The sequence below is a fragment of the Sulfitobacter aestuariivivens genome (genome assembly GCF_014763045.1).
GTDB classification, from domain to species: domain Bacteria; phylum Pseudomonadota; class Alphaproteobacteria; order Rhodobacterales; family Rhodobacteraceae; genus Sulfitobacter; species Sulfitobacter aestuariivivens.
Genome location: NZ_JACTAG010000002.1, coordinates 1575966 through 1593289, shown reverse-complemented (window position 1 = coordinate 1593289; position 17324 = coordinate 1575966). Strand labels below are relative to the sequence as shown.

Sequence of the window (17324 nt, the reverse complement as noted above, 5' to 3'; positions counted from 1 at the left end):
CCTCATGGCCCCGCCGGAGATCACGCATGTCCACCACAACCACAGACCCCGTCGTTGCCGCATCGCACGGTCACCTGCCGCAGGTCACGGAACCGCGCAATCCCGGCCTGCCGCTCGACATGAACTGGGTCCGTTCCGTGCAGGCCAACACCTCGGCGATTGAGCGGCGTGCCGGCACCATCGGCACACGCCGGTCAGTCAAGAAAGCGCATCAGGCGGCCTGGCTCTTGCGCGCGATCACCTGCATCGATCTGACAACGCTTTCGGGCGACGACACCGCGCGCCGCGTGCAGCGGCTTTGCGCCAAGGCAAAACAGCCCGTGGCCCCCGCAATCCTCGACGCACTGGGCATGGCACCGATCACCACCGGGGCGGTCTGCGTCTATCATGACATGATCCCGGCTGCCGTCGAGGCCCTGCAGGGCACGGATATCCCGATCGCCGCCGTCTCGACCGGCTTTCCGGCGGGCCTGTCCCCGTTCGAGCTGCGCCTGCGCGAAATCGAGATGAGCGTCGAGGCCGGCGCCACCGAGATCGACATCGTCATCTCGCGGCGCCATGTGCTGATGGGCAACTGGCAGGCGCTTTATGACGAAATGGCCGCGATGCGCGCCGCCTGCGGCGATGCCCATGTCAAGGCGATCCTCGCCACCGGCGAGCTGGGCACCCTGCGCAATGTCGCGCGCGCCAGCCTTGTGTGCATGATGGCCGGGGCCGATTTCATCAAGACCTCCACCGGCAAGGAAAGCGTGAACGCGACCCTGCCTGTCAGTCTGGTAATGATCCGCGCGATCCGCGACTTTTACGACCGCACCGGGCTGCGCGTCGGCTACAAACCTGCGGGCGGTATCTCAAAGGCGAAAGACGCGGTCACCTACCTCGCACTGATGAAGGAAGAGTTGGGCGACCGCTGGACGCGCCCAGATCTGTTCCGTTTTGGCGCCTCATCGCTGCTCACGGACATCGAACGGCAGCTGGAGCATTACGTCACCGGCAGCTACTCCGCCGCCTACCGGCACGCAGTTGGCTGACGTCGGAATTAGGTATTTGAAAAAGGGTGAAAGCATGACCATCCCCGAGATATTCGAAACGATGGAATATGGGGCGGCCCCTGAGTCCGCTGCAGAAGCGCTGGCGTGGCTGGTGGACCAGGGCGATCGCTTTGGTCATTTCATCGACGGCGCATTTACCACGCCTTCCGATGGTTTTGAGGCCAAGAACCCGGCCAATGGAAATGTTCTGGCGTCCCTGTCACAGGCAACTCAGAACGATGTGGATGCCGCCGTCAAAGCCGCCCGTCGGGCGCAGCCAAAATGGGAGAAGCTGGGCGGCCCGGGCCGCGCACGGTATATCTATGCGCTGGCGCGGCTCTTGCAGAAACATGCGCGTCTTTTCGCTGTGCTTGAGGTGATGGACAACGGCAAACCCATCCGCGAGGCGCGCGACATCGACGTGCCGCTGGCGCAGCGCCATTTCTACTATCACGCGGGCATGGCCCAACTGATGGACAGCGAACTGCCCGATGCGCAGGCGATTGGCGTCTGCGGGCAGATCATCCCGTGGAACTTCCCGCTGTTGATGCTGGCATGGAAAGTCGCGCCCGCGCTTGCGATGGGCAATACCGTGGTCCTCAAACCTGCCGAGTACACGTCGCTGACCGCGTTGCTGTTTGCGGATATCTGTCTTCAGGCCGGGCTTCCGAAAGGTGTCGTGAATATCGTCACCGGCGACGGGGCCGTGGGCGAAATGATCGTGGCGCATGACGATATCGACAAGATCGCCTTTACCGGATCGACGGACGTGGGCCGCCGCATCCGCGCAGCGACAGCAGGATCCGGCAAGGCGCTCACGCTCGAGCTGGGCGGCAAATCACCCTACATCGTCTTTGATGACGCCGATCTCGATTCCGCCGTCGAAGGCCTGGTCGACGCGATCTGGTTCAATCAGGGTCAGGTGTGCTGTGCAGGCTCGCGACTGCTGGTGCACGAACCGGTGGCCGATCTGTTTTATGCCAAGCTGCGCACGCGCATGGGCAAACTGCGCCTTGGCGATCCCTTGGACAAAAGCATTGATGTGGGCACGCTGGTGGACCCGGTGCAATTGCAGTCGGTCAGCGAGATGATCAACGCCAACCCCGCCGGGGAACGCTTTGTGGCGGACGTGGATGTGCCCGAGGCGGGGTGTTTCTACCCGCCAACGCTGATCACCGGTTTGCATCCCGCCGATACGCTGATGCAGGAAGAAATCTTTGGCCCCGTACTGGTCTCAACCACCTTCCGCACCCCCGAAGAGGCCGTACAGCTGGCCAACAACACGCGCTACGGACTGGCCGCGACGGTCTGGTCAGAGAATGTGAACCTCGCACTTGATATCGCCCCCAAGCTCAGAACCGGCATTGTCTGGATCAACGGCACCAACCTCATGGATGCCGCCGCCGGATTTGGCGGCGTGCGTGAAAGTGGCTTTGGCCGCGAGGGGGGCTGGGAAGGGCTGGCAGCCTACACCAGGCCCAAAGGCACCCGCAGACCGCTCAAGGAAATCGCGGCGTTCGAGGGCGACGGCGCGCCCCAGGATACGGTGGACCGCACAGCCAAACTTTACATCGCAGGCAAGCAGGCGCGGCCCGATGGCGGTTATTCGCGCGGGGTCTACAGCAAGAACGGCGCGCTTTTGGGGCATGCCTCGCTGGCCAACCGCAAGGACCTGCGCAATGCGGTCGAGGCGGCGCACGCCGCAAAAGGCTGGTCGGCAACCACCGGACATCTGCGCGCGCAGATCCTCTATTTCATCGCGGAAAATCTTGTCGTGCGGCACGCGGAATTTGCCGATCGGCTGAATAATCTCACCGGCAGCAGATCAGGCGCGAAAGAGGTCGACGCCGCCGTGCAGCGTCTGTTTACCTATGCCGCCTGGGCCGACAAATATGACGGGCAGGTGCACGGCGTGCCAATCCGGGGTGTGGCGCTCGCGATGAAGGAACCCGTGGGCGTGATCGGCGCGATCTGCCCGGACGAGGCACCGCTGCTGGGATTGGTGTCGTGCATGGCACCCGCGATCGCCATGGGCAACCGCGTGATCCTGGCCGCGTCAGAACCCTTCCCGCTGGCCGCGACCGACTTTGTCCAGGTGCTCGAGACATCCGACGTCCCGGCGGGCGTGGTCAACATCCTAACAGGCGCGCATGCCGATCTGGCAGAGCCTATGGCGCGTCATCTCGATGTCGACGCGGTCTGGAGCTTTGGCGCCGCCGCGCATTCCGCCGTGATCGAGAAAGCCGCCGCCGGCAACCTCAAGCGGACATGGGTGAACCACGGCATGGCCCGCGACTGGATGACATCCGACGGTGAGGGCCGCGCGTTTCTGGAAGCCGCGACCGAGGTCAAGAACATCTGGGTCCCTTACGGAGAGTAGGCTATCTGCCCACCCTGGGTGTCAGTCGCCCACGGTTGTTTCCAACCCTTCGGGCTGCCCAACCACCACGAAATGCAGCCCCTCCGGGTCCAGCAGTTCGCCCGCAACACGTTTGATATCGCCCTGGGTGACCGCCTCGACCTTGTCGTTGCGCGTGGCGATATAGTCGATCGGCAGACCGATCATCTGCATGCCCACCAGAATATTCGCAATGGGCACGTTGCCGTCAAACCGCAACGGGTAGGCCCCGGTGATATAGGTCTTGGCGTCCTTCAACTCTTGATCCGTCAGCCCGTCTTGTGCGGCCTTTTGCCATTCATCGCGAATGACCTCGACCGCCTGAGCGATGCGGTCATTGGCGGAACTGACCTGACCCAGATAGACCTCTGCCAGATCACGCGGCACCAGATAGGAATAGACACCATAGGTCAGCCCCCGCTTTTCGCGCACTTCGCTCATCAGGCGGCTTTCAAAAGACCCGCCCCCCAGCACGTGATTGAGGATATGCGCCGCGAAGAAATCCGGGTCGCTTTGCTTGATGCCCTGCTGCCCGAACAACGCGACACTCTGCGGTGTCGGGAAATCGACAACCGTGACCCCGGGCGGGATATCGACATCGGCCCGGCGCGGCATCGGTGCACCGGTCTGCGGCAGATCGGCAAAAAGCGTGTCCATCAGCACACCCAGATCCTCGGGCGTGATGTCCCCCACAGCACTCACGTAAATGCGGTCTCGGGCCATGACCGCATCTTTGGCCGCGATCAGGTCATCGCGCGTCAGGGCCGCGACACTTTCTTGTGTGCCGTTCAGCGATGACCCGTAAGGGTGATCGCCAAAAGCGATGCGGTTGAACGTGGCTGATGCGATCTCGCTTGGGTCTTTGAGGTCGGACTGGATGACCGACAGCACCTGCCCGCGCACCCGCTCGATCGCCTCCGCATCGAACCGTGGCGCGATCAGCGCATCGCGCAGCAGGGCGACGGATGCATCCCTGTTCTCGGTCAGAAACCGCGCCGAGACGGACAGCCGGTCGTTGCTCACGTCAAAGCCAAAGGAGGTCGCCAGAGCCTCAGATGCGCGGCTGAAGGCGCGCGCATCCATATCTGCGGCCCCCTCTTCCAGAAGCGCCGTCATCAGATTGGTCGCGCCGCGCTTGCCCGGCGCGTCAAGCGACGCCCCCCCGCGAAAGCGGATTTCAAGCGCAACGAAGGGGATCGAATGGTCCTCAACCAGCCAGGCGGTAATGCCACCCGCGCTGGTGACGGACTTGATGTCAACTTCGGCACGCGCGGGCAGGGCCGCCATCAGGACCAGAAATGCAGCGGTGATCAGCCTCATTGCGTGGCCTCCTCTTTCATCAGCCATCCGGTGACGGACAGTTCGGGCTGCAGGACCTCGGCGGCGACCGCCATGATATCTTCGGCTGTGACAGCCTGCAGCAGGTCAGGCCATTCCTGCACATCCCGCACGCTCAGCCCGATGGCCAGCGCACTGCCATAGCGGCTGCCGACACGGTCGGCATCGTCGCGGGCATAGATCTGATCCGCCCTGATCTGCAGCTTGATGCGCTCCAGCTGTTCGGCGTCGATGCCCTCTTTCATGAAACTCTCAAGGGCCGCATCCATCGCGTCTTCGGCGTCTTGCAGCGACACGCCCGCCGCCGGGACCACCGCCATATCAAAGGTCGCATCGTCCAGCGTACTGCCCCGATAGAACGCCCCCGTGTAGGTCGCCAATTGGGTGTCGAACTGCATCTTTTCGGCAAGATAGGATGTCGTACCGCCCCCCAGAATTTCTGCCAGAATGGTCAGCGCGGCAGCCTTTTCCTGCGCGCCGGGGTCGCGCTCAGGCGCCAGATAGGACCGGCTGATATAGGGCTGTGCCACACGGTCGTCCTTGAACGTCAGCCGACGCGCGGCGGTCTGGGGCGGCTCCTGCGTGCGCACGCGTTCGGGCAGATCCGGATTGGCCGGGATCACGCCATAGTACGTCTCAGCCAATGCGCGCACCGCGTCGGGCTCTACATCGCCAGACACCACAAGGATCGCATTGTTGGGCGCGTAATAGGTCTCGTAAAAGCCAAGCGCATCGGCCATGTCCAGCTCTTCCATCTCGTGCATCCAGCCGATGATCGGGGTGCCATAGCGGTGATTGAGGAACTGCATCGCATTCATCTGCTCGCCCATCAGCGCACCGGGGCTGTTTTCAGTCCGCTGGTTGCGCTCTTCGATGATCACGTCCCTTTCGGTCCGGATGTCTTCGGGCGTCAGGCGGATGTTGCGCATCCGGTCTGCCTCCATTGACATCATCAGTTCCAGCCGGTCCGCCGCGATCCGCTGATGATAGGCCGTGTAATCATAACTGGTGAAGGCGTTGTCACGCCCGCCATTCGCCGCCACGGTTGCGGAAAATTCACCTGACTCCAGCTTGTCCGTGGCCTTGAACAACAAATGTTCAAGAAAATGCGCCACCCCGGAAGACCCCTTGGGCTCATCTGCCGATCCCGCCCGATACCACACCATCTGCTGCACCACCGGCGCGCGATGATCCTCGACCACAACCACTTCCATCCCGTTATCAAGCGTAAAATACGTCACCGCTTCGTTGGCGCGCGCAAAGCCCGCCGTCAGAATGGCCAGAAGCACCGCAACAAGTGGCAGTCGGGTCATGAGATATCCCTTTTGGTAATGCGTTGGGTCCTAGGTACGTCATTACACAGGCTTATCAACCGCCCGGGGGCGCAAATATGGCCCGGATCACATTACAGTTTTGTGAGGGAACCCGCCCCGTGCGCGTTGCGTAATGTGGCAAATGTTGCGTAAGCGGACGAAGCCGACACTTCCTCCACGCCACGAACGCCCGGTTTCTGCAACGGCTGTAAGATGTGCGCGGCAGAAAGAACTCACGGCGCTAGTCAACCAACCCCAATTGGCGGGCGATCGTCGCGCTGTCATAGTAATCGCGGCCTTCGACCACCATTCCGTCTTTGACTCTCATCACGGAGCAATAGCGAACTTCGGCTTTCTTTCCCGTTGGTTGAAAATTGCCAAGACTAGAACGCAGAACACCGGCGTGAATGCCGCTATTGCGGAACTCAACTGTTGCCCATTCTCCGCATTGGCTGACAATGACGTTCTCAATTTCGCAAAGACCGTCTGGAAAAGCCTCCCGCCAACGATAGTAGTCGTCCTTGTACGCCTCCTTTCCGGTGAGTTTTTCTTGACGAGCGATATCTTCAAAATCGCAATCATCTGAAATAACTTCTGCCCCGCGGTCAGGATCGCGCAGTCCCCATGACCCGTGAAACTGGCGAACAATTTTTTCTGTAGGGTGCATGAACTACGTCTTTCGGTCTTGTTTGCTGATTGGCACTACATGAAAAAACTTCGCTCGTCACCGAATGATCAATAACTGACATGCGTTCCCCGTGCAGCATCCCGTAGGCCTGGGCTCATTCCAGTTGCTCGCTGCGCACCGCGCTCAGGTCTGTTTTGCGGACAGACCGGACTTGTGCAAGTGCGGCTATTGCTCAAGCAGCATTTCCCCGCACGTGCAGCGGCACGCATTTTGCAGCGCAGCGGATTTCACCGGAGCGGCCATTGAGAGGGTCAAAAATGAGGCATTCCAATCCACCCTTTCGCCGCACAGGGTTCGAACAATCGGGTCGCGGGACTTTGTTGTCGTGGCGTACTTGGAGCCGAATGATCGCTGCTCGCCCATTGTGTCAGCCGTGAGAAAGACCAATTACAGGAATTGGGTTTTCTTGGCAGTCGCAAAAACACGCACGCTGCATTCAAAAAAAGTTGCCATATTCTGATCGATTTAGCAGATCTGACGGAGTGTTGTGGGCAGCCTGTTGGTGTGACGATAGCTGCTTGCGATTTGCTGTTTGGGGCGTCCTTGCGCCACGTCACTCATCCTCTGATCTCGGCTGGCAACTTAGACCGTGTTGCCGCCGGTTCGCCGAGGGTACGTGGCCAAAGGTCTGCGAAAATTGGCGAGCAAAAGACGATTGGGCAGCAAAGCCGCAGGCGTTGGCGACCTCCAAGACCGACAGCGACGTGGTCCGCAGCAATCGCTGCGCCCGCGACAGACGCAGGTCGCGATAGTACTCGGAGGATGTTTGGTCAAAGTGCTGCTTGAACAAGCGGTTGAGGTGCCTTGACGACACCCCTGTGCCGCGCGCGATCTCTTCCATCTTCAGTGGCGTTTCAATGTTTTGCTCCATAAGATTCACGGCCTTTAAGATCTGCCTAGGGTGCAATTTGGAACCGCGCGCCAATGACCATGTCTGCGGATCGGAAGGCCCGCGCATCCGATCTTTCTGAAAGACGCTGAGCACCGATAGTGTCATTGCCGCGCCGCAATCGGCGGAAATTACCTGCAGGAAGAGGTCGATGGTCAAAAGCCCCCCCGCGCTTGTCATCCGGTCGCGGTCGATCACAAAGACCGCGTCTGACACGCGGATATCTGGAAACTCTTGCCGAAACAGGTCTGCGTTTTCCCAGTGTACAGTACAAGTGTAGCCATCCAACAGTCCCGCTCGGGCCAAAAGGAAAGCGCCGGATGTGATACCGCCCAAGGTTGGCACACGCCGCGACATATACCGCAACCAAGGCACCGTGCGCGCGGACTTCGGCTCCGCGGGATCAATGGACCCACAGACAAAGAGCATATCAAGCTCCGGCAGGCTTTCGTGCATGGTGTAATCGAGCGCCAGCCGCAGGTCGTTTGAGGTTTGCACCGCGTGGTCCGCTTCCCCGATTGTGCACCAGCGGTAGAAATCATCGCCGCGCACGCGGTTCGCCACCCGCAACGTGTCCAGCGCGCAATCCAGCCCCAGCAGAGAGACCTGCGGTGGCACGAAAAATCCGATTCTTTTGCTCATGGGCAAAGCGTGGCGCAACGCGCCTCAGCTCACAATTGAAATTGTGCAGAATCTGCAGTTCATACGTCCGATTTCGCACAGTCTTTGTCCGATCCCGCCGCTTCGACCGCGCTACAACACCCTATAATCGGGAGACTGCAACACCTGAAAGGCTGCTTCATGCGACGTACCCGTGCGCGCAAACTCGAACTGGCCGCTGACAGCAGCGCCTCGCAGTCGGTGCCGCCCGGCGCCACCAGCACGGCGTTCCGGCCCCTGTCAGCGGATGCGGTGGGTCAGATCATCGACGCCGCCTACGAAGTCCTTGGGCGTACTGGCGTGCAGGTGGATGCGGGTCCGATCCGGGATGTCTTCCTGAACGCCGGTTGCCCGCTCGACACTGAGACAGAGCGTGTGCGCATTCCTGCCGCCTTGATCGACAGGATGCGCAAGGTCGCCTGCAAAGAGGTTCTACTGGCGGGGCTGGAGGCAAAGCATGATCTCAATATTGGCGGTGCGCGGGTCTACCTCGGGACGGGTGGATCGGCGGTCAACATCCTCGATCTGGAGGGGCGGGTCCGCGAAACGACGCTGCGGGACAATTACGATATCGGCAGGCTCTGCGACCGGCTGGATAACATCCATTTCTACATGCGCCCCGTGGTGCCGCGCGATCTGGAGACAGCGGACATCGGAGTGAACTCTTTCTACGCCTGCCTGGCAGGCACCACCAAGCACGTCATGGCAAACGAGTATCGGGCCGATCAGGTCTGGAAAATCCGCGCGCTGGGCGATCTGATCGCGGGGGGAGTGGAGGCATTTGCGCGTCGCCCAATCTTGTCTTTCGCGCTCAGCTTCACCGTCAGCCCGCTGCGCTTTGCGATGGAATCCGTGGAAATCCTGGATGAGGTCATCGCCCATGGCCTGCCTGTGGCCCTGTCGTCCGCTCCACAGGCGGGCGCGACCTCCCCCGCGGCCCTTGCAGGCACGCTGGCGCAAATCCTCGCCGAACAGTTTTCCGGCATGGTCTATGTCAATCTCAAGAATCCGGGCCACCCGACCTTGATCGGCTGCGTACCCAGCCAGGCCGATCTGCGGTCAGGTGCCTTTACCGGCGGCTCGGCGGAGTTTGCCTTGATGAACGCCGCGATTGCGCAGATCGCGCAGCATCTGGAGTTACCGCTCTATAATTCTGCGGGCATTTCGGATTCCAAACTGCCTGATGCGCAAGCGGGGTATGAAAAGGGCATGACCACGACCGCCGTGGCATTGAGTGGGGCGAATTACGTGCATCATTCCGCCGGATTTCTGGAAAGCCTGATGACCGTCGCCTTTGAGCAATACCCGATCGACAATGACATCAACGGCGCTGTCATGCGTCTCGTCCGCGGGATCGAGGTCACGCCAGAGACGCTATCGCTGGCCGTGATCGACACCGTTTGCCGGGGAGAGGGGCATTTTCTGGCCCAGCCGCAGACGCTGAAGCTGATGAATTCGGAATACTTCTATCCCCCCCTTGCCGACCGCAGAAACCGGGATGATTGGCAGGATGCGGGCGCGCAGGACCAACGTGAACGCGCCCGATCCGCTGCGCGTGAGATATTGGAGAGCCATTATCCCCAGACGATCCCGCCTGAAGTTGATCGCGAGATCAGGCGACAGTTCGACATCTTCCTGCCCGAGGCCGCAATGCGGCCCGGTGCCTTTGGCACGGAGGTTTGAGCGATGGCCGTTGAAACCCGTCATGTGGTGATCATCGGTGGCGGTGTCGTCGGCTGTGCCGCCCTTTACCACCTCGCGCGGCGCGGGCTGACGGACGCGGTGCTGCTGGAACGGCAGGAGTTGACTGCCGGATCAAGCTGGCATGCGGCGGGCAACCTCGCTGCGCTCACCATGCCGTCGAATGCGGCGACACTGCAGAAACAAACCATTGAACACTATGCCGAACTCGAAGAGTTCAGCGGCCAGTCTTGCGGCGTGCATATCGTCGGCGGGCTTTATCTGTCGCGCGGGCAGGACCAGACCTATCAGCTGCGCCGGATGGACAGCCAGGCGCGGCGCTCGGGCGTTGAAACCCGGTTCATCACGGCGCAGGACGCCCGCGAGATGGTGCCGGTGCTCGACACGGATGGGATCGACAGCATCCTTTATGAGCCGCTCAAGGGCTACTGTGACCCGGCGAGCGTGACCCACGCCTACGCCAAGGCCGCGCGCAAAATGGGCGCAGAGGTGCGGCGTTTCATGCCTGTTGAAGCGACCCGACCCTTGGCAGACGGCGGTTGGGAGGTTGTGACGCCAAAGGGGGTGATCCACGCGGACGTGCTGATCAACGCTGCTGGGCTTTGGGGGCGTGAGGTGGCGGCACTGGCCGGTCTTAGCCTGCCGCTGATGCCGGTGGAACATCACTACTTTGTCACCGAACCGATGCCTGCGCTGGCAGCCCTGCCACGCGAGATCGCGCATGTCTCGGAACCCGGCGGCGGGTATTACCTGCGGCAAGAAGGGCAAGGGCTGCTTTTGGGTATCTACGAAGACGCCTGCACGCTTTGGTCTGAGGCGGGCACGCCGCTCGACTTTGGCCATGAGCTTTTGCCCGATGATTTGTCGCGCGCCGAAAAAGCGATGGACCATGTCATGCGCGCCATCCCGGCGATGGCAGAGGCCGGGATCAAACGGGTGGTCAACGGGCCGATGATCCTCACGCCCGACCTTGCCCCGCTAGTCGGCCCGCATCCGGGCGCGCGCAACTACTTTTGTGCCAATGGGGTGATGTCCGGCTTCAACCAAGGCGGTGGGATCGGGCGTATTCTGGCAGAGTGGATCGTCGATGGAGAACCATCGATGGATGTTCATTTCTGGGATGTCGCACGGTTCGGAGACTGGGCCGATGCGGACTACACTGCCGCGCGCGTGCGCTATGGGTATGAGCACCGCCAGAAGGTCTATTACCCGCATGAAGAGGTCGACGTGGCGCGGAGAAAAGTGACCTCGGCGGTCTATGACACGCTGTCTGCGCGCGGCGCGGTGCATGGCGCGGTTTACGGGATGGAGCATCCTTTGTGGTACGCGCCGGAGGGCGCGGCAGCACAGGATCACTATGACTTTGAGCGCGGCAACTGGTTTGAAGCCGTAGGAGATGAAGTCAGGGCGGTGCGTGGCAATGTCGGGCTGATCGACGTCTCCGCCTTTGCCAAATACGAGGTCACCGGGCGCGACGCAGCCGATTGGCTGAACACCCTGCTGGCCGGGCGCGTGCCAGCGGACGATGGGCGCATGTCACTTAGCCCGATGCTGAGCCCTAAGGGCCGGTTATTGGGCGATTTCACTGTTGCACGTTTGAGCGAGACCCGGCTTTTCCTCTTTGGCTCGGGCGTCATGCAAGCCAGCCACATGCGCTGGTTCGACGAACAACTGCCGAAAGACCGGGACGTGCAACTGACCAACCGCTCGCTTGAGATGGGCGGGGCGCATATCGCCGGGCCGCGCGCGCGCGACCTTATGCGGAGGCTGACAAATGCACCGGTCGATGGGGCGTCCTATCCGTTTCTGTCCGCGCGCGAACTGTCCATCGACGGGGTTCCCGACGTACTTGCCGCGCGGGTCTCGTTCACGGGTGAGCTGGGGTATGAGCTCTATTGCCCGCGCGACAGCCATGCACAGATGCTTGATTTCATCCTGTCGGTCGGCGCTGATTTCGATCTCAAGCTTGCCGGAGGCCGCGCAATGGGGTCGATGCGGCTGGAGAAAGGGTTTGGCTCCTGGGGTCCGGACTTCTCGGCCGACGTTACGCCACAGGAATGCGGGTTGGCGCGTTTCATTTACCCGCAAAAAGGCGACTTTGTGGGGCGTGATGCCTACGTTCAAAGCGCAGAGAAACCTGTCAATCAACGGTTTGCCCAGTTCACCATGGAAGCGCACAGGCGCGACTGTTTTGGTGGCGAGGCGATCTATCAGGGCGGTGAATACGTAGGCTACGTCACCTCCGCCGGGTTCGGCCATGCCACCGGAAAAAGTGTGGCTTTGGGCTATGTGCGCCCTGACGGCGATGCCACACAGCCCTTCGAGATTGATCTGCTGGGCGAACGGCACACCGCGCATCTGCAAGCGCGCCCTTTGTACGACCCTAATGGCACCAGGATGCGCGCATGAGGTTGAGCGAGACCACATCAGGCGTCTTCACCATCATGGCGACCCCCTTTGACACTCAAGGGCGGCTCGACCTTGATGCGCTTGGCCCGATGATGGCGTTCTACCGCGATGCGGGTTGCGATGGGGTCACGCTGCTGGGGGTCATGGGTGAAGCCCCCAAGATGTCATCGGGCGAGACCCGCGCGCTGCTGACCGAGGCGGTCCGCTACGCGGGCCATATGACCGTGCTCGTGGGGCTGGGGGCGATGGGGGTCGCCCCGTTCTGCGAGGCCTCAAAGGCGCTTGTTGATCTGGGTGCGCATGGCGTGATGGTAAACGCCCCCGCAACGCTCAAGACGGATGCCGATGGAGTGTCCTATTTTACCCAAGTGGGTCAGGGCCTTGGCGACATTCCCTTTGTTTTGCAGGATTTTCCAGTCGCAACAGGCGTTCATCTACCGAGTGAGACACTTAAGGTGGTGGGCGAGACCTGCGAAAACCTGATGATGCTGAAGCTGGAGGACTGGCCCAGCTGGTCCAAGATCACCCATCTGCGCGCCCGCGCCGACAAGGGTGAGATCCGGCGGCTGTCGATCCTCAGCGGGTTTGGCGCGCTCTATCTGCCCGAAGACCTGATGTGCGGCAGTGACGGGGCGATGACCGGGTTTTCCTTTCCCGAAATGCTGCGCGCGGTTTGCGATCTGGCAGCCCAAGACGCGCATGAACGGATGTACGACGTCTTCGACGCTTTCGCGCCGCTTGTGCGGATGGAGATGTCACTGACCACGGGGCTGGCTGTGCGCAAGTACATCCTGCACCGCCGCGGCGTCCTGCCGACGCCTACACTACGCGCACCCGGCGCGGCGCTGACACCGGATGACCGGTCTCGCGTCGACAGGCTGCTTGCGCGGTTGGAGCAACGCTGTGACGCGATTGGCTTCGATGTGCAGCTTGTCGCTCCGCTGGCGGAGCGTGCCCAAACCACATCATTCAACAGAGAGGAACTACAATGACGTATTTGACGAGAACCGGTAAGAAACTACCGCTTTCGATCATCAACCAGGCGAAAAAAACCCGAGAGGATGACGTGAGCCGGAGAGAATTCCTGGCCCTGGCGACAACATTTGGCGCATCGACGGCAACGGCCTACGCGCTTATGGGTCTGCCGACCCCGGCACATGCCGCAGCGGACGCAAAACCGGGCGGAACCGTCCGGATACAGATGGATGTTCTGGGCCTGAAGGATACGCGGACCTACGACTGGACTCAGATGTCGAACGTGACGCGTGGGTGGCTTGAGTATCTCGTTTCCTTCGAAAACGACGGCTCGCTGAAGCCGCAGCTTCTGGAAAGCTGGGAAGTCAACGATGACGCGACAGTTTACACCTTGAATGTGCGCAAGGGCGTTAAGTGGAACAACGGAGACGACTTCACTGCGGCGGATGTTGCCCGCAACATCGAACGCTGGTGTGACAAGGGCGTTGAAGGCAACTCAATGGCAGGGCGTTTTGCCACGATTGTTGATCCGGAAACAGAAAAGCTGATGTCGGATGTTGTCGAAATCGTGGACGACCACACGATCCGGCTGAACCTGCCAAAGGCAGATATCTCGCTGATCGCCGGTATGACCGACTACCCGGCCGCCATTGTACCGGAATCCTACACGCCGGAGACAGTGCTCAGCAATCCAATCGGAACGGGTCCCTATCTGCCAGAGGATTTCGAGGTTGGAGTCAAAGCGACGCTTGTCAAAAACACCGAACACACATGGTGGAACGAAGGCAACGGTGCCTGGATGGACCGCATCGAGTATATTGATTACGGGACGGAACCTGCCGCCTGGGTATCAGCCGCAGAATCTGACGAAATTGATGTGACCTATACCGTCGAAGGGGATTTCATCGACATCATCGGCGCGTTTGACGGATGGGTCACAAATAACGTGGTCACCATGGGCACCATCGTCATACGCCCCAACCAACTTGCGGAGGTCGGTGGGGTCCAACCCTATGCGGACAAACGTGTGCGGCAGGCAATCACGATGGCCGTGGACAACAGCGTTTTGCTGGAACTCGGTTATGACGGACGCGGGCAGGTTGCAGAAAACCACCATGTTGGTCCGGCGCATCCCGAATATGCAGATATCGGCGCCCCGATTCACGATCCTGCACGCGCGCTGGAACTGCTGCAAGAGGCAGGCATGGCTGACTTCGAGATGGAAATCATGTCCATCGATGACGCCTGGCGCAAAGACACTACGGACGCAGTGGCGGCACAGTTGCGCGACGCGGGCTTCAATGTGAAACGAACGGTCTTGCCAGGATCGACGTTCTGGAATGACTGGACAAAGTATCCCTTCAGTTCGACCAACTGGAACCCTCGCCCCCTGGGCGTCCAGATTTGGGCGCTTGCATACAAAGGAGGCGAAGCCTGGAACGAATTTGGCTGGGCCAATGATGAGTTCGACGCAATCCTGGCAGAGGCGCTGTCCACCGCCGACACCGAAAAACGCCGCGAGATCATGGCCCGTGGCGAGAGGCTGATCCAGGACGAAGGCGTCACTATCCAGCCCTATTGGCTATCGCGGTTCAACCACACCCGCGAAGGTCTGAAAGGCGCTGAACACCATATTGCCTTGGATATCCGTCCAGACGCTATTTACTGGACTTGATATCCGCAGGCGGGGTCTTCCTCTCTGTGGCCCCGCCTGATTTTGTTTTGACCTGGAAGCAATTGCAGAGCGTCACATCTACTGGTCAAGGAATGCGCCACCATGAAACTGATTGAACTGAGTGGAGCGCCGAAAGACCGCGGCCTGCAACATGGTGCTATGTTGCGCGACGAGATCCATGCGCTCTATGCGGCTTTTCTCGACATGATCGGCGCGGACGAGCCGCCTTTTGTGGCGCTGTCAGAGGCTGAGGTTCTTGCCTACGCCGCTCAGCACCTGCCCTTCATCGACGCGGCGGCCCCTGATTTGCTGGCGGAAATGCATGGCATCGCCGAGGCCTCCGGCATCGCGTTTGAACAGATCCTTGCAATGAACTGCGTTGCGGAAATACGTCGGTTGCGCTGGCCTGACGTCCGTGCACGCATAAACGCGGGGCCGGACACGGCAAATGGCGGTTGCACCTGTGCTGTGGTTCAGGGCGATGCCACGGGTGGTGACGTGCTGCTGACACAAACCTACGACATCGAACCGATCTGGACCCCAATTCTCTTCCGCAATGCTGCAACTGAGACGACGCCCGCAGCGCTCTTTGTCGGCCATGCCGGTATTCTGTGTCAGTTCGGCATGAACGCCGCTGGCATCTCCGTTGTCGCCAGCGCGCTGCGTGTGGACGATCAACGTCCCGGCGTTCCCGCCCCGATCATCGCGCGGTTGATCCTGAACGAGACGCGCCTCAGCTCAGCGGTGGAGGCCATCGTGCTTAACCACCGCACTGTCGGTATTCACTACGCGGTCGGCTCCCCCTACGGCGTTGTCGATGTGGAAAGCAGCGCGGGCAGTCACGCGATCAGATACGCCCATGAGCCGATACATACTTTCTCGAACCATATGAAATCAACCGATCTGAAACCGCGCGAAACACCGCTTCCCTCTGCCCATACCTATGTGCGCGACGGGCGCATGTTTCAGCTGTTGTCGAAATCTCAGCGCCCCGTGACGGCCGATACCATCACAGCCATTCTTGCGGATCACGCAAACTATCCGGTGGGCATCTGCAACCATGTGGAGCCGGGTGTGTCGACCGCCGAGTCGCGCGCAGCCGTTGTGATGAACGCGGCTTCGGGCGTGATGCTCTGCTCGGATGGTCCGCCCTGCAGCAACGCCTTCAGACGTTTCACTTTAGACTGAGCATTGTTCAACGCGGTTTCTTACCCCTGCAGGCGGATAGGTTGATGCAAGTGGTAATCCCGACCAAGGGTCGGCTCCAGAGGCCCGTCTTTGCCTTCAAACAGCAAAAGATGGGCGGCGAATTCCATCAGATGCAGATCCACCTTTCACTGTATTTTGTGTAACGAGACTCCTCTGTATCCGGCTTCTTGATGCATTTTTGAGCCATGGCTGAGTGGTATTTTCGCGCGGTTCTGTCATTTTCTTACGTCGGCTTTCTGCCCTTCGCTGCGCACTATGCAAGTTGCAGCATCGGTCGAAAGGGGCTCGCAGTTCGTTTTGGCCGCTGCATGATCCTAGGTCTCTTCTAAGTTAGCGAACGGCAAGCACCGTTCGCGAACATCCCTTAAATGTCGATGCGCTCTGTAATGCTCAGAGCATCTTCCAATACGGCGCCAAGGTAGCGCACTGTGCTTTCAACCTTCGAATGGCCGAGCAAAAGTTGAACAGCACGAAGGTTGCCAGTCTTGAGGTGTATCTCAGCGGCTTTGTTCCGACGGAGCGAATGAGTGCCGTAGCCGCTCGGTTCTAATCCAATCGCAGTCACCCAATCACGAACCAGTCGACCATATTGGCGCGGAGAGATGTGCGGACGGTCGCGTAAGCGGCTGGGGAACATGAAATGGGCAGCCAATCTTTTCGGGTGAACTAACCCACGCTGTAATAGTTTCTCGCGTGGTTTTAGTCAGTTCAAACTGAGCCGGCATTTGAGTCTTGCTCTAGATCACAGAAACTCTCTCGCGAACGCGATCATCTTTGACCAAGTCAGTCACGGCAAGTTTGACCAAATCGCAGCCGTGCAGCTTGCTATCAATCGCAACGTTGAACAGCGCGAGATCGAGAAGGCAGCCTGCACGTTCGAGCCGCGCGCGGATTGCCCAAGCCTGTTTGCGAAGCAGCGGTCGTTTCTGGCCGATGACCTTCCCTTTGTTCCATGCTTTGCGTTATTGGGGTGACTGCGGGAAGTTGAACTCTTGGCATGATAAGCCCTCCAGTCCTCCTTCCAGCCCCAGACGTCAG

11 protein-coding genes and 1 pseudogene are annotated in these 17324 nt (G+C 60.3%); 7 read left to right on the top strand and 5 right to left on the bottom strand.

All coding sequences use genetic code 11. The annotated features are described in order from the left end of the window. The first annotated feature begins 26 nt into the window (after positions 1-26). Both deoC and H9Q16_RS17605 read left to right on the top strand, forming a co-directional pair. On the top strand, positions 27-1031 hold the full coding sequence (deoC, locus tag H9Q16_RS17610; RefSeq protein ID WP_191076717.1) for a deoxyribose-phosphate aldolase: 1005 nt from the start codon (positions 27-29) through the stop codon (positions 1029-1031). Between the two features lie 34 nt (positions 1032-1065). Continuing rightward, positions 1066-3411 carry an aldehyde dehydrogenase family protein gene (locus H9Q16_RS17605; protein ID WP_191076716.1) on the top strand — a complete coding sequence of 782 codons (2346 nt, stop codon included), beginning with the start codon at positions 1066-1068 and terminating at the stop codon, positions 3409-3411. Positions 3412-3432: 21 nt separating this feature from the next. On the opposite strand, the gene H9Q16_RS17600 is transcribed toward H9Q16_RS17605, so the two are convergent. From H9Q16_RS17600 to H9Q16_RS17585, 4 genes are all read right to left on the bottom strand, one after another. Next, on the bottom strand, positions 3433-4749 hold the full coding sequence (locus tag H9Q16_RS17600; RefSeq protein WP_191076715.1) for a M16 family metallopeptidase: 1317 nt from the start codon (positions 4747-4749) through the stop codon (positions 3433-3435). Beyond that, on the bottom strand, positions 4746-6080 hold the full coding sequence (locus H9Q16_RS17595; protein WP_191076714.1) for a M16 family metallopeptidase: 1335 nt from the start codon (positions 6078-6080) through the stop codon (positions 4746-4748). Before H9Q16_RS17595 ends, H9Q16_RS17600 begins: the two co-directional genes overlap by 4 nt. Positions 6081-6321: 241 nt before the next feature. Continuing rightward, on the bottom strand, positions 6322-6747 hold the full coding sequence (locus tag H9Q16_RS17590) for an ester cyclase (protein WP_191076713.1): 426 nt from the start codon (positions 6745-6747) through the stop codon (positions 6322-6324). A gap of 574 nt (positions 6748-7321) precedes the next feature. Next, the gene (locus H9Q16_RS17585) at positions 7322-8299 is read right to left on the bottom strand and encodes a GlxA family transcriptional regulator (RefSeq protein ID WP_191076712.1); all 978 of its coding nucleotides are present in this window, start codon (positions 8297-8299) and stop codon (positions 7322-7324) included. Between the two features lie 159 nt (positions 8300-8458). On the opposite strand from H9Q16_RS17585, the gene H9Q16_RS17580 reads away from it, so the two are divergent. The 5 genes from H9Q16_RS17580 to H9Q16_RS17560 all read left to right on the top strand — a co-directional run bounded on the left by H9Q16_RS17580 (position 8459) and on the right by H9Q16_RS17560 (position 16265). Beyond that, on the top strand, positions 8459-10000 hold the full coding sequence (locus tag H9Q16_RS17580; RefSeq protein WP_191076711.1) for a trimethylamine methyltransferase family protein: 1542 nt from the start codon (positions 8459-8461) through the stop codon (positions 9998-10000). Positions 10001-10003: 3 nt separating this feature from the next. Then, positions 10004-12427, top strand: a complete 2424-nt coding sequence (locus tag H9Q16_RS17575) for an FAD-dependent oxidoreductase (protein ID WP_191076710.1) — start codon at positions 10004-10006, stop codon at positions 12425-12427. Continuing rightward, on the top strand, positions 12424-13419 hold the full coding sequence (locus H9Q16_RS17570) for a dihydrodipicolinate synthase family protein (RefSeq protein WP_191076709.1): 996 nt from the start codon (positions 12424-12426) through the stop codon (positions 13417-13419). The genes H9Q16_RS17575 and H9Q16_RS17570 overlap by 4 nt, the downstream gene beginning before the upstream one ends. Beyond that, positions 13416-15077: an ABC transporter substrate-binding protein gene (locus tag H9Q16_RS17565; protein ID WP_191076708.1), complete on the top strand. Its 1662-nt coding sequence runs from the start codon at positions 13416-13418 to the stop codon at positions 15075-15077. Before H9Q16_RS17570 ends, H9Q16_RS17565 begins: the two co-directional genes overlap by 4 nt. A gap of 102 nt (positions 15078-15179) precedes the next feature. Then, a complete protein-coding gene (locus tag H9Q16_RS17560) occupies positions 15180-16265 on the top strand; it encodes a C45 family autoproteolytic acyltransferase/hydrolase (RefSeq protein WP_191076707.1) in 1086 nt (361 codons plus the stop codon). A gap of 385 nt (positions 16266-16650) precedes the next feature. Here the strand turns inward: H9Q16_RS17560 and H9Q16_RS17555 are convergent. Then, positions 16651-17285: pseudogene (locus H9Q16_RS17555) on the bottom strand (tyrosine-type recombinase/integrase). Between the last annotated feature and the right edge of the window lie 39 nt (positions 17286-17324).

Excerpts from the sequence above, each read along its gene's own strand:
- deoC (WP_191076717.1), top strand. The coding sequence starts at position 27 with ATGTCCACCACAACCACAGACCCCGTCGTTGCCGCATCGCACGGTCAC.
- H9Q16_RS17605 (WP_191076716.1), top strand. The coding sequence starts at position 1,066 with ATGACCATCCCCGAGATATTCGAAACGATGGAATATGGGGCGGCCCCT.
- H9Q16_RS17600 (WP_191076715.1), bottom strand. The coding sequence starts at position 4,749 with ATGAGGCTGATCACCGCTGCATTTCTGGTCCTGATGGCGGCCCTGCCC.
- H9Q16_RS17595 (WP_191076714.1), bottom strand. The coding sequence starts at position 6,080 with ATGACCCGACTGCCACTTGTTGCGGTGCTTCTGGCCATTCTGACGGCG.
- H9Q16_RS17590 (WP_191076713.1), bottom strand. The coding sequence starts at position 6,747 with ATGCACCCTACAGAAAAAATTGTTCGCCAGTTTCACGGGTCATGGGGA.
- H9Q16_RS17585 (WP_191076712.1), bottom strand. The coding sequence starts at position 8,299 with ATGAGCAAAAGAATCGGATTTTTCGTGCCACCGCAGGTCTCTCTGCTG.
- H9Q16_RS17580 (WP_191076711.1), top strand. The coding sequence starts at position 8,459 with ATGCGACGTACCCGTGCGCGCAAACTCGAACTGGCCGCTGACAGCAGC.
- H9Q16_RS17575 (WP_191076710.1), top strand. The coding sequence starts at position 10,004 with ATGGCCGTTGAAACCCGTCATGTGGTGATCATCGGTGGCGGTGTCGTC.
- H9Q16_RS17570 (WP_191076709.1), top strand. The coding sequence starts at position 12,424 with ATGAGGTTGAGCGAGACCACATCAGGCGTCTTCACCATCATGGCGACC.
- H9Q16_RS17565 (WP_191076708.1), top strand. The coding sequence starts at position 13,416 with ATGACGTATTTGACGAGAACCGGTAAGAAACTACCGCTTTCGATCATC.
- H9Q16_RS17560 (WP_191076707.1), top strand. The coding sequence starts at position 15,180 with ATGAAACTGATTGAACTGAGTGGAGCGCCGAAAGACCGCGGCCTGCAA.